Genomic DNA, 12,258 nt, shown 5'->3' with positions numbered 1-12,258 from the left:
GAGTGAGTTCCTGTGAATAGGCCCTTGGCAGAGGGCAAAAGTATGCCAAGTCGCCTGCACGCTTCACCAGTAGCAGAAATAGGCTAGACTCTGCTTTCGCCTTTCTTATCAAGGCAATTTTAATGATTGACCTAACGAGGCAGCCATGACCGACGAAATCGACCACTTGTTGATCAGCGCCCTGATGAGCGACTCGCGCAGCTCGCTCAAGGCCCTGGCGCAGGTCAGCGGCCTGTCTTCCCCCAGCGTCGCGGAACGCTTGCGCCGGCTGGAAGAGCGTGGCGTGATCAAGGGCTACACCGTCGATGTAGAACCCAAATCGTTCGGCTACCTGTTGCAGGCCATCGTGCGTATTCGCCCCCTGCCCGGCCAGTTGCAGGAAGTCGAGCGGCAGATCCAGGCGATTCCCCAGTTCACCGAATGCGACAAGGTGACCGGCGACGATTGTTTTATCGCTCGCCTGCATGTGCGCGACATGGAGCAACTCGATACGCTGCTGGACCGGCTCAACCACCATGCCGAAACCAATACCGCGATCGTCAAGAAGACACCGATCAAGCGCCGCTTGCCGCCGATGACTTGAAATAACCGGCCCGGCGCCGTCGCGAAAAAGCAGACCCAGGCCCCGGGAAATGCGCCGTCAAGCAGGTCGCCCGACGTGCGTGAGCCGGCGACGGTACAGGGTCGGCACGCTATAAGAAGTCGCCCACACCCTGATAGGCCGAAACCTTCAACATACGTGGGGTCCAGCGGCTGGCGAAGGCCTGCGTCTGGGTTATCATTCACCCATCATCTTTCATCCACCGGATACCCTCCCCATGCCCACTCTTACCCAAGCCGTCCCCGACCGAGGCTGGTCGCTCTGGTGGAAACCGCTGCTGTTTCTCGCCGTCGCCGCCATCGGCCTGTACTACGTCAAGTGGTCGCCCTACTACGCCAAGGCCTTCGTTGCCGCCGACAGCCACAGCATCGGCGCCTCGATCATCAACGACAATCCGGCCTCGCCGGTCGCCGCTGCGCTGGCCTATGCCCAGGTGTATTTCCTGGCGATCTGGAAAGCCGCGGTGCTGGCGGTGATTCTCGGCTCGCTGTTGCAAGTACTGATTCCCCGCGACTGGTTGCTGCGCCTGTTCGGTCGCGCCGGTTTCGCCTCGACCCTGCGCGGCGGACTGTTCGCCCTGCCCGGCATGATGTGTTCGTGCTGCGCGGCACCGGTGGCCGCCGGGATGCGTCGGCAGAATGTCTCGGTGGGCGCGGCGCTGGCGTTCTGGATCGCCAACCCGGTGCTCAACCCGGCAACCCTGGTGTTCATGGGCTTCGTACTGGGCTGGGGTTTCACCGCGATCCGACTGGTAGCGGGCCTGGTGCTGGTGCTGGGGGTTTCACTGGCGGCACAACGGGTGGCTCGCCCGGAAATCCTGCCGGAAGCGGCGGTGGAAGCCGTGGTCGATGCCAGCAGTGCGGACCAGCGCAGCTTCATGGCGCGCTGGGGCAAGACCCTGTGGCAACTGTTCTGGACCACCATCCCGATCTATATCCTGGCGGTGTTGTTGCTCGGCGCGGCGCGGGTCTGGCTGTTTCCTCACGTAGATGGCGCCATGGGCAACAGCCTGCTGTGGCTGGTGCCGCTGGCAGTGATCGGGACCTTGTTCGTGATTCCGACAGCGGCTGAAATTCCCATCGTGCAGACCATGATGACCCTGGGCCTGGGCACCGCGCCGGCGGTGGCGCTGCTGATGACCCTGCCGAGCATCAGCCTGCCGTCGCTGCTGATGCTGCGCAAGGAATTCGACGCCAAGGTGCTGGTGACCGTGGCGGTGTTGACAACGCTGGTGGGTGTGCTCAGCGGGCTGGTGGCCATGCTGGTCTTGTAAAAAACGCCGCGAAACCCTGTAGGAGCGTCGACCGACCGTTCCTACAGGCTCCGTGGGTTTCCAGAAATTTGGCAGGTGCCTATTCAACCCTGTTGGCGGCGGCTCCTGAGATACTCCAGCACCGCCGCCTGCTCCCCGGAAAACTCGATCCTTTCGCCTTTGCTTTCACGCTGGAAGGCGTACATCGGGTCGTAATATTCGTTCAGCAAACCTTCGATCCAGCCCCGGTGCAGATCCACCGCGCCGCTGCCTTCCTGTGCCTCCAGCGCCGCCTGCATCAAGGCCTTCAGCCGCTGGTGCCGCTCGCCACCAAGGCGCTTGTGGATGTTGTCCAGGCTGCCCAGCAGGCGCTCGGCAAACAACTGGAAACCCTGTTCGGCATACACGCCGACAAATTCCGCGCAAAGCTCAACCACATAGTCGCGCAAGATGCGCTCGACCCGGCTTTCCAGGCTGTCCTCCAGCCAGACCACGGGAAACCGTTGCATCCCCTGGTACAGCACCAATGGCAAGGCACAACGCCCCACCATGCGGCTTTCATCTTCCAGCACAAAGGACTCGATGCCCCGCTCCTGCTTCTTCAGCAGGTCCACAGCCAGGCGGTTTTCAAAGTCGATATTCGACGGCTGGCCGGTGGCGCGTTTGCCAAAGCTGGAGCCACGATGGTTGGCGTGGCCTTCCAGGTCCAAGCTGTTTTCCAATTGGACGATCACATCGGTCTTGCCCGTGCCGGTCATGCCCCCGAGCAAGACGAAGTCGGCCTGGGCCACGGCCTGCTCGACGGTTTGCAGCAGAAAGCTGCGCATGGCCTTGTAGCCACCGCCCACCCGCGGAAAATCGATCCCCGCCTCAAAGAGCCACTGCTGGACAATCTGCGAGCGCAGCCCGCCACGGAAGCAATACAACACGCCGTCGGGATGGGCGCGGGTGAAATCGATCCAGGCCTGCAACCGGGCCGCCTTGATCTCGCCGGAAACCAACTGGTGCCCGAGGACGATGGCGGCCTGCTGGCCGTGCTGCTTGTAGCAAGTCCCCACCCGTTGCCGTTCGAGGTCGGTCATCAGCGGTAGGTTGACCACCCCGGGAAAGGAACCCTTGTCGAACTCGACAGGCGCCCGGGTATCCATCATCGGTGTGTCATTGAGAAACAAACGGCGGTAGTCGGTGATATCAACGGACATCAATACACCTCTACCGCGTGGCTCTGTCGCGCCACCAGTTGGCCAATGGGCTCCAGACTCAGGCCCAGTTCGGCGGCCACGGCGAGGAACTCGGCCTCGCCTTCGGCGTTGACCGCCACCAGCAATCCACCACTGGTCTGCGGGTCGCAAAGCACGCGCTTGTGCAACTCGCGCAGGGGGCCGACCTTGCTGGCGTAGCTGTCGTAATTGCGCAGGGTGCCGCCGGGAACGCAGCCCTGGTCCAGGTAATACTCGACCATCGGCAGGCGCGGCACCTGTTCGTAGACAATACGCGCGGTCAGGCCACTACCATCGGCCATTTCCACCAGGTGACCCAGCAGACCGAAGCCGGTGACGTCGGTCATCGCGGTTACGCCCGCCAGCTTACCGAAACGACTGCCGGGTTTGTTCAGGGTACACATCCAGTCCCGGGCCACGCCCAGGTCTTCGCTGCGCAACTTGCCTTTCTTTTCCGCGGTGGTGAGCACGCCGATACCCAGGGGTTTGGTCAGGTACAGCTTGCAGTCGGCGGTCGCGGTGTCGTTGCGCTTCATATGGCGTTTCTCCACCAGACCGGTCACCGCCAGACCGAAAATCGGCTCGGGGGCGTCGATGGAGTGGCCGCCGGCCAAGGGGATCCCCGCCGCGTCGCACACCGCACGACCGCCGCGAATCACTTCACGGGCGATTTCCGGGGCCAGCACGTTCACCGGCCAGCCAAGAATGGCGATGGCCATGATCGGATCGCCGCCCATGGCGTAGATATCGCTGATAGCGTTGGTGGCGGCAATCCGGCCAAAATCGAAGGGGTCGTCGACGATCGGCATGAAAAAGTCGGTGGTGGAGACCACTCCGCGCTCTTCATCGATGGCATACACCGCGGCATCGTCGCGCGAGGCATTGCCGACCCAGAGTTTCGGGTCGAGGTTCTGCGCGCCACTGCCGGCCAGGATGACTTCCAGCACCTGGGGCGAGATCTTGCAGCCGCAGCCGGCGCCGTGGCTGTACTGGGTCAGACGAATCGGTTCGCTCATCGGTACACCTCAATCCGTTTCAAATTCGTCGAGTTTAACAGACCCACCGGCACCCGGCCCGGATCAGGCAGGGCTCAGTGCGCCTGCGACCACCAGTGTGCTTCCCCCGCCAGTTGGCACGGAGGTGGAGATCGAGGGAGGTCGAGTGAAGGATTGAACGGCGTTTTCCTTTACCATCTGCTCACTTCGCACGGTAAAGGGAGCAGCAGGCCATATGGATCAGCACACAGCAATGACCGACTGGGTCCGACGGGCCCCACAATCCAGTCCGCTGGAGCGCATTGAAGCGTTCTTTGCCGGCCATGGCTTCACCCCTCATCGTCATGACACCTACGCTATCGGCCGCACGTTGTCCGGCGTGCAGAGTTTCAAATATCGCGGTAGCCAGCGCCATAGCCTGCCCGGCGGCACCCTGGTATTGCACCCGGATGAGGTTCACGACGGCGAGGCCGGGACGCGGGATGGCTTCAAGTACCGCATGGTCTACGTGCAACCCTCCTTGATCCAGTCGGCGCTGGGCGGGCAGCCCCTGCCTTTTGTTCCAGGCGGCATCAGCGACGATCCGCGCCTGCGCCGGGCCACCGAAGCTCTGCTGCAGGGCATGGATAACGCCCTCGATCCACTGGAGGAGGAAGACGCGCTATTCGACCTGGCCCAGACCCTGAATACGCTCAGCGGCGCACCCCGGCAGCAGCGCAGCTTCGATTACCAGGCGGCGGAACGGGCCAGGGAGTACATCCACAGCGCCCTCGATCGCACGGTCAGCCTCGATGAGCTGGCCGAACACAGCGGGCGCGATCGCTGGAACCTGTCACGTGATTTCCGAATGCTGTTCGGCACCAGTCCTTATCGCTACCTGAGTATGCGCCGCCTGGACCTCGTCAGATCCCTGCTGGTTCAGGGTCGATCACTCGCCGAAGCCGCATTGATCGCCGGCTTTACCGACCAGAGCCACATGACCCGCCAGTTCGGCAAAACCTTCGGCCTGTCGCCGGGACGCTGGCTGACCATGCAGAGCCTGCACAATCGTACAAGCGGTCGACGCTGAAGCGCAGCTAGGCTGGGTCTTGAATCATTCCCTCAGAGATCTGGCCCATGAATACTCCGCACCTCCCTTCGCCCATCAATTTCGCGCAGAAACTTGCTCTGTTCGATGACAAGTGGAAACCCAGGGTGATCGCCGAAATGAACGACTATCAGTTCAAGGTGGTGAAGATCGAAGGCGATTTCGTCTGGCATTCCCATGCCGACACTGATGAGACATTCATCATCCTGGAAGGCGTGCTGCGCATCGACTTTCGCGACCGCCAGGTGCATCTGGCGGCCGGCGAAATGCTGGTGGTGCCCAAGGGCGTCGAACACAAGCCGTTCGCCGAGCGCGAGGTCAGGATGCTGTTGATCGAACCACGCGGGGTGGTCAATACCGGGGACGAAGGTGGGGAAATGACGGCGAGTAATGACGTCTGGGTCTGAGATGCCTGTAGATCCGAGAGCGCCACAAAACCTGTAGGAGCCGGCTTGCTGGCGCCTACAGGGGATCGCGTTCCGCCCGTAGACAGAACGCGCATCGAATCAAGCCGACAACGAATAGATCAACGCCGAAATCGCCACCAAGCCCACCAGCGTGACGAACACGTTGGACATCTGCCCCGAGTACTGCCGCATTGCCGGCACCCGCCGAATCGCGTACATCGGCATCAGGAACAGCAGCGCCGCGATGATCGGCCCGCCGAGGGTCTCGATCATGCCGAGAATGCTCGGGTTCAAGGTCGCCACCAGCCAGCAGACCACCAGCATGAAGGCCGCCGTCATCCGGTCCAGGGCCTTGGCGCCCGGCTTGCGGCCACTCTTGGCGACCAAGCCCTTGAGGCCCTCGCTGGCCCCGATGTAGTGTCCCAGGAAGGACTTGGAAATGGCCACGAAAGCAATCAACGGTGCCGCGAAGGCGATGGTCGGGTTGCTGAAGTGGTTGGCCAGGTACGACAGGATCGACAGGTTCTGCGCCTTGGCTTCGGCCAACTGCGCCGGCGACAGGGTCAGCACGCAACTGAAGACGAAGAACATCACCATCACCACCATCAACAGGTGGGCCCGCGACAGGATCTGCGTACTGCGCTCCTCGGCGTGGGCGCCATAACGGCGCTTCTGGTCAACCGCGAAGGCCGAGATGATCGGCGAATGGTTGAAGGAGAACACCATCACCGGAATCGCCAGCCACAAGGTGTGCAGCAAGGCCGACGGCTCGGGCGGGTTGCCGGCCGTGGTGAGGATGCCGCCGTTCCAGTGCGGGACCAGGTAAACCGCCAGGAACAGCAAGGCGACGATAAACGGATACACCATCAGGCTCATGGCCTTGACGATCACCTGCTCGCCGCAACGCACCACCACCAGCAGGCCGAGGATCAGCATCAGCGACAGCAGTGCCCGGGGCGGCGGCACCAGGTGCAACTGGTGCTCAAGGAAACTGCCGACGGTATTGGTCAGGGCCACGCTGTAGATCAGAAGGATCGGGAAGATCGCAAAGAAATACAGCAAGGTGATCAGTGCCCCGGCCTTGATCCCGAAATGCTCTTCCACCACTTCGGTGATGTCCGCGCCCTCGCGCCCGGAGAGCACGAAACGGGTCAGGCCACGGTGGGCGTAGAAGGTCATGGGGAACGCCAGCACCGCCAGGACCAGCAACGGCCAGAAGCCGCCCAGCCCCGCGTTGATCGGCAGGAACAAGGTGCCCGCGCCGATGGCCGTGCCAAACAGGCCCAGCATCCAGGTGGTGTCTTGGCGGTTCCAGTTGCTCAGTGCAACGGGGGCCGATTCATAGCGTTCGTCGACGCTGTTGGCCTGGTCATTCATCCGGTCGAATCTCCGTTAGCCGGTCATTACCACGCGACCGGGGCGGATAAAAAGCATGTCACTGGCAGCGCCCCGGCCATAAGAGGGGCGCGATTGTCCGGGATTAAGCTTAAGAAGCAAAGGGTTAGCTGAGTAACGGTCGATTGCTCGCGCAGTTTTATCAGCCATCGCCCACGGAGTATTGATACACTGTAACAATCAATTCCAGACTCTCGATCAGTGCCTTCCCATGACCTCTGTGCAATGTCGTGCCTGTTTTACCGTCCTTCTCCTGCTCCTGGGCAGTTCGTCGGCCCTGGCTGACGATCTGATCATCACCTGGCCCGGCGACTGGGAGGTGCAGACCCTGCCCCCGGCCCAGAACGCGGCGGGCGAAGTGATCAGCGGCCTGCGCCAGCGCGCGGTGAAGAACGATGCCAATGGCGACCCGTTGATGGTCATGGAGTTGACCGAATCGGCGCTCAATCCCGGTCATGAAGTCAACCTCCCCGGGGTGTTGCTGGAGATGCGCAAGGCGGTCCAGAAGAACTTTGTCGAGCGCGGTTTCATGAGTGTCTGCAACCGCATTCACGACAGCACGCTGGGCGGCATGGCCGCGGTGGAAACCACCTGCACCATCACCCAGAACGGCGCTCACGTGATGACCCAGACCCTGGTGGCCGCGGCCCGCGATGGCAAGGCCTACTCCTTGCTCTATGCCGGTTCCGCGGACGGCTACAAGAGCGTCGAGCCGGTGGTCAACGGCATCCGCGCGAGTTTGCGCCTGCAGCCCTGATATCCCCCTGTGGGCCGGCTTGCCGGCGATGGCGGTCGAACAGGCATGCAAGATTCACCGGCCTCATCGCCAGCAAGTCAGTTCCTACAAAGATAGTGTGGCCCCTCTATCCGACCAGGAATCCCCGGGCCATGCCACTGGCGGCAATCACGATCAGCATGATCAGCAGCGCTTCGATATGGCTGATCCGGGCGAATAGCCGGGCGCGACCGATATCGATGACCGCGCCCTTCTTCTGGGCGATACGCCATTTGATCAAGTTGATCATCGGCGCCAGCTCCAGCAGCAGGATAATCACGAACAAGGTCAGCTTGAGGTGGAACAGCGGCTGGTGCAGGTAGTAATCCGTGCCTTTCTCGAAACCAGCGAAAGCCCGCAGGCCACCCGTCACCAGCAGGACCCCGGCGCTGATGCCCCAGAGGTTGTCCCAGATAAACACCTGCCGCAGCTCGGCCGGGCTGGTGCCGGTGAGGCGGCGTAAAGCCCCGCCACGTCCGAATACCGCCGCCAGGGCGATACCAAACGCCAGAAGATGAAGTGCGGCCAGGGACCAGTGAGCGAACATCGGGTTGTCTCCTTGAATGAGCAAGACAGTTGTAGCTCAAGCCGCCGATATTTGCGCAGGGATCTGGCCCCCTGGGAATGGACCGTTTGGAATGAGACCTGTAGGAGCCGGCTGGCTGGCGATGAGGCCAGTGAGCCTTGCATCGCCTGATCGGCCGCCATCGCCAGCCAGCCGGCGCCTACAGGTTTGTGGCGTTTTCAAGTCCCCACGACAACGCGTGCAACAACCTCAAGGCAGCAGGATCACCTTGTCACTGCCGCCCTGATTAACCTCGGCATAACGCGCCAGGCCCTCGGACAGCGGCGACTCCAGCAACCCTGTCGGCAGTTCCAGCAAGCCCTCGTCAAAGAAGCGCCCGAACTGCTCGAGCATCCGCGCGCAGGCCTCGGTGCCATACAGCAGCGAGTTGATCCCAACCACCGAACCGCCCTTGCGATACAGCGCCAGGGCCGGCAACTGCACATGACCGTCTACCGGTGCGGCGATGATCGCGATCCGGCCGAAGGGCGCCAGGGCCGTCACGGCCGCTGGCAGCCAGAAACCCGTGGTGTCGAAGATCACATCGGCGCCACCGGGAAAGACGCCGTTGACCGAAGCCGCCAGGTCTTCCGGCTGGTCCAGTTGAATGGCGTCAAAACCCTTGTCCCGCAGCGCCTTGACCTGCTCCGCGCGCCGTACCGCGCCCAACACCCGCGCCCCGCGAATCTTCGCCAGGGCCAGCGCGGCGCTGCCGACGGCGCCATTGGCACCGATTACCAACAAGCGCGTGTCGGCCTTCACCAGACTGCGCTCCAGGGCGTCCCAGGCGGTGGTGAACGGCACGCCGAGGCTGGCGGCCTGGGCGAAGCTCAAGTGCGTCGGTTTGATCGCCACGCCACTGGCGGGCAAGGTCAGGTATTGGGCATGGGAACCGTCGCCGGTAAACCCCAACTCCTTGCCAGTGCCCCAGACTTCCTGGCCGAGCAACGATTGCGGTCCTTCGATCACCACACCGGCAAAGTCCCGACCGGGAATCCGCGGCAATGTCGTGTAGGAGAAACGCCCGAGCACATTTTTCACATCGCTGGGGTTCAGGCCGGCCGCCTTGATCTGCACCAGGACTTCACCGGCAGCCGGCACAGGGGTGAGCACGTCGACCAGTTGCAGGGCCGAGAGATCGCCGGTTTTCGCAAATTGCAGGGCTTTCATGAAATACGCATCCAGTCAGAAAAAAACGTGGGATTCAGGACAGCCAGCCGGCGACCAGTTGCTTGCCCAGGGGCCAGGCCTTTTCGCCCAGTTGCATGCCCAACAGGCCGACCAGGGCCACGGCGGGCGGTGCCGGGGAACGGAAGTCGAGCCCGCCGTAAAGCAGGCCGACGGCGATGCCGATAGCGAGAGAGATAAGGTAGCTCATGATCAACGCCGGGCTCGATGAGGGAATACCCAGAGTCTATGACCGGCAAAGCGTGGGCGTCGGTCAAAGGCTTCTGTATTTCGGCCAAAGCGCTTACGTAACTTGTAGGAGCGAGTTTGCTCGCGATGGACGTCAACGATAACGCGGAAAACCTGATACCCCGCGGTGCCCGGACCACCATCGCGAGCAAGCTCGCTCCTACAGGGGCAGACCGTACGCGTTATTGTTGGAGGGCAGTCGCTAGCTCGCCGGATAGTGGGATGGAGCCACGCCCAGTGCACGCCGGAACATATCGCTGAAGCTGCTGGGCGAATACCCCAACTCCCGAGCGATACGACTGACCGGCACGCCCTGGATCAGCTCCACCACGGCCGTCGCCAATTGCACCTGGCGCCGCCATTCGGCAAAGCCCATGCCCAACTCGCCCTGAAACAAGCGCGCCAAGGTCCGCACGCTGGCCCCGGCCGATTGCGCGTGCTGCTCGAAAGAAATATCCAACGACGGTGCGCTCATGACTGCCTGGCACAGGTTCATCAGCCGACGGTCACTGTCCGACGGCATCGGAACTTTCAGAAACGCACGCCGCGCCCGCTTCAGCTCCAGCAGCGCCAGGTTGACCAGCGTTTCGTAATAGTCACCCTGGGGATCCTCGGCCAACGCCACCAACTGCACGATCAACTCGCGCAGCAGCCCGCCGACCTCGATCACCTGGACCGTGTCTTCGAGGGTTTCGGCCAACGTCGGACGTAGATAGATATTGCGCATCTGCAGGTCCGACACCACCCGGATCCCGTGGGGAACGCCGGGCGGCAACCACACCGCGCGCTGCGGAGGGACCGCCAGGGCCTCGTGGGGCGTCTCGACCCACATCACCCCCGACATCGCATAGAGCAACTGGCCCCAGACATGCGCGTGGGGCTCGATAAACAAGCCCCGCGGGTAAGTCCGGGCCAGGGGTTGCAGCGGCCTGTCGGTGTCGCTCAGGTCCGGCGGTGTAGCCAGCGCCATGGTTCAGCCAGCAACCGGTGTGCGCAGGGTGACGAACTCTTCAGCCGCCGTCGGATGCACACCGATGGTTTCGTCAAAATGCTGCTTGGTGGCGCCAGCTTTCAAGGCAATGGCCAGCCCTTGGATGATTTCCCCGGCCTCCGGCCCGACCATGTGGCAACCCAGCACCTTGTCGGTCTTGGCGTCCACCACCAACTTCATCAGGGTCCGCTCCTGGCACTCGGTCAGGGTCAGCTTCATCGGCCGGAAGCGGCTTTCGAAGATCTGCACCTCGTGGCCCTGCTCCCGCGCCTGCTCTTCGCTCAGGCCGACGGTACCGATATTCGGCAGGCTGAAGACCGCCGTCGGAATCATCGCGTAGTCCACCGGACGATACTGTTCGGGCTTGAACAGACGCCGGGCCACCGCCATGCCTTCGGCCAGGGCCACCGGGGTCAGTTGCACACGACCGATGACATCGCCCAGGGCAAGGATCGACGGTTCGCTGGTCTGGTATTGCTCGTCGACCTGGATAAAGCCGTTCTTGTCCAGCTTCACCGCAGTGTTTTCCAGGCCCAGGTTGTCCAGCATCGGCCGTCGGCCGGTGGCGTAGAAGATACAATCGGCCTCCAGCTCGCGACCGTCCTTGAGGGTGGCCTTGAGGCTGCCGTCGGCCTGTTTGTCGATCCGCTCGATATCGGCGTTGAAGTTCAGGCCCAGGCCGCGCTTGGTCAGTTCTTCCTGCAGGTGACGGCGCACCGAACCGTCAAAACCGCGCAGAAACAGGTCGCCGCGATAGAGCAGTTGGGTCTTGGCGCCCAGCCCGTGGAAGATCCCGGCAAACTCAACGGCAATGTAGCCGCCGCCGACCACCAGGATGCGCTTGGGCAGTTCCTTGAGGAAGAAGGCTTCATTGGAACTGATGGCGTGTTCGCTGCCGGGGATATCCGGAATCTGCGGCCAGCCGCCAGTGGCGATCAGGATGTGCCTGGCGCTGTAGCGTTGGCCGTTGACTTCGACCTGATGCGGATCCACCAGCTTGCCGTGGCCTTCGAGCAAGGTCACGCCGCTGTTGACCAGCAAGCTGCGGTAGATGTCATTGAGGCGATGAATTTCCTTGTCCTTGTTGGCGATCAGGGTCGCCCAGTCGAAGTCCGCCTCACCCAGTGACCAGCCAAAGCCCTGGGCCTGCTCGAAGTCCTCGGCGAAATGCGCGCCGTACACCAGGAGTTTTTTCGGCACACAGCCAACGTTGACGCAGGTCCCGCCCAGATAGCGGCTTTCGACCACCGCCACCTTGGCGCCAAACCCGGCGGCAAACCGCGCCGCACGCACACCGCCGGAACCGGCGCCAATCACAAACAGGTCAAAATCGTAGGCCATTTCAATCTCCTCGGCAGGTGCACAGCATACCCGCTGTAGCCTTCTGGGTCAGCGTCAGGAGTCTATAAGGGCATTCAGATGAAATATAAAACGGTAGGCGCGAGCTTGCTCGCGAAAGAGAGCCGCCGCACCGCACCCCGTCAGCTCGCCCGCGTCATCGTTGGCCATTTTTTCGCGAGCAAGCTCGCGCCTACAAGAAGCCTGGAAGCAGCG

Annotated in this window: 13 protein-coding genes; 5 read left to right on the top strand and 8 right to left on the bottom strand. The window is 62.4% G+C overall.

Annotated elements, in window-relative coordinates:
• Window positions 1–145: 145 nt before the first annotated feature.
• Window positions 146–583 carry an Lrp/AsnC family transcriptional regulator gene (locus AC07T0_RS14020; RefSeq protein WP_177097263.1) on the top strand — a complete coding sequence of 146 codons (438 nt, stop codon included), beginning with the start codon at window positions 146–148 and terminating at the stop codon, window positions 581–583.
• Between the two features lie 235 nt (window positions 584–818).
• Window positions 819–1,874 carry a permease gene (locus tag AC07T0_RS14015; RefSeq protein WP_495001739.1) on the top strand — a complete coding sequence of 352 codons (1,056 nt, stop codon included), beginning with the start codon at window positions 819–821 and terminating at the stop codon, window positions 1,872–1,874.
• 83 nt (window positions 1,875–1,957) lie between these two features.
• Here AC07T0_RS14015 and mnmH read toward each other — a convergent pair whose 3' ends face one another.
• Together mnmH and selD are read right to left on the bottom strand one after the other, a co-directional pair.
• Window positions 1,958–3,055: a tRNA 2-selenouridine(34) synthase MnmH gene (gene mnmH, locus AC07T0_RS14010; RefSeq protein WP_495001738.1), complete on the bottom strand. Its 1,098-nt coding sequence runs from the start codon at window positions 3,053–3,055 to the stop codon at window positions 1,958–1,960.
• Window positions 3,055–4,089, bottom strand: a complete 1,035-nt coding sequence (gene selD, locus AC07T0_RS14005; RefSeq protein WP_495001737.1) for a selenide, water dikinase SelD — start codon at window positions 4,087–4,089, stop codon at window positions 3,055–3,057. The genes mnmH and selD overlap by 1 nt, the downstream gene beginning before the upstream one ends.
• Before the next feature lie 214 nt (window positions 4,090–4,303).
• Here selD and AC07T0_RS14000 point away from each other — a divergent pair, with 214 nt between their 5' ends.
• Both AC07T0_RS14000 and AC07T0_RS13995 read left to right on the top strand, forming a co-directional pair.
• On the top strand, window positions 4,304–5,137 hold the full coding sequence (locus tag AC07T0_RS14000; RefSeq protein WP_495001736.1) for an AraC family transcriptional regulator: 834 nt from the start codon (window positions 4,304–4,306) through the stop codon (window positions 5,135–5,137).
• 47 nt (window positions 5,138–5,184) lie between these two features.
• Window positions 5,185–5,562, top strand: coding sequence for a cupin domain-containing protein (locus AC07T0_RS13995; RefSeq protein ID WP_495001735.1), 378 nt, complete (start codon window positions 5,185–5,187; stop codon window positions 5,560–5,562).
• 99 nt (window positions 5,563–5,661) lie between these two features.
• On the opposite strand, the gene AC07T0_RS13990 is transcribed toward AC07T0_RS13995, so the two are convergent.
• On the bottom strand, window positions 5,662–6,939 hold the full coding sequence (locus AC07T0_RS13990) for a serine/threonine transporter (protein ID WP_495001734.1): 1,278 nt from the start codon (window positions 6,937–6,939) through the stop codon (window positions 5,662–5,664).
• Between the two features lie 229 nt (window positions 6,940–7,168).
• Here AC07T0_RS13990 and AC07T0_RS13985 point away from each other — a divergent pair, with 229 nt between their 5' ends.
• Window positions 7,169–7,714 carry a DUF4946 domain-containing protein gene (locus tag AC07T0_RS13985; protein WP_495001733.1) on the top strand — a complete coding sequence of 182 codons (546 nt, stop codon included), beginning with the start codon at window positions 7,169–7,171 and terminating at the stop codon, window positions 7,712–7,714.
• Window positions 7,715–7,820: 106 nt separating this feature from the next.
• Here the strand turns inward: AC07T0_RS13985 and AC07T0_RS13980 are convergent, their stop codons facing one another.
• From AC07T0_RS13980 to gorA, 5 genes are all read right to left on the bottom strand, one after another.
• Window positions 7,821–8,279 (bottom strand): DUF2214 family protein, encoded by a 459-nt coding sequence (locus tag AC07T0_RS13980; protein ID WP_495001732.1) that lies wholly within the window; start codon window positions 8,277–8,279, stop codon window positions 7,821–7,823.
• A gap of 228 nt (window positions 8,280–8,507) precedes the next feature.
• Window positions 8,508–9,467: a quinone oxidoreductase family protein gene (locus AC07T0_RS13975; RefSeq protein ID WP_495001731.1), complete on the bottom strand. Its 960-nt coding sequence runs from the start codon at window positions 9,465–9,467 to the stop codon at window positions 8,508–8,510.
• Window positions 9,468–9,501: 34 nt separating this feature from the next.
• A complete protein-coding gene (locus AC07T0_RS13970) occupies window positions 9,502–9,675 on the bottom strand; it encodes a DUF1427 family protein (RefSeq protein ID WP_084615061.1) in 174 nt (57 codons plus the stop codon).
• 240 nt (window positions 9,676–9,915) lie between these two features.
• Window positions 9,916–10,683 carry an AraC family transcriptional regulator gene (locus AC07T0_RS13965; RefSeq protein WP_495001730.1) on the bottom strand — a complete coding sequence of 256 codons (768 nt, stop codon included), beginning with the start codon at window positions 10,681–10,683 and terminating at the stop codon, window positions 9,916–9,918.
• Window positions 10,684–10,686: 3 nt separating this feature from the next.
• A complete protein-coding gene (gorA, locus tag AC07T0_RS13960; RefSeq protein ID WP_495001729.1) occupies window positions 10,687–12,045 on the bottom strand; it encodes a glutathione-disulfide reductase in 1,359 nt (452 codons plus the stop codon).
• Window positions 12,046–12,258: the final 213 nt, after the last annotated feature.

The sequence above is a fragment of the Pseudomonas sp. GW821-FHT04D07 genome, assembly GCF_059420225.1.
Note: the sequence above shows the minus strand (reverse complement) of the source record. Positions and strands in the feature narration are given on the sequence as shown.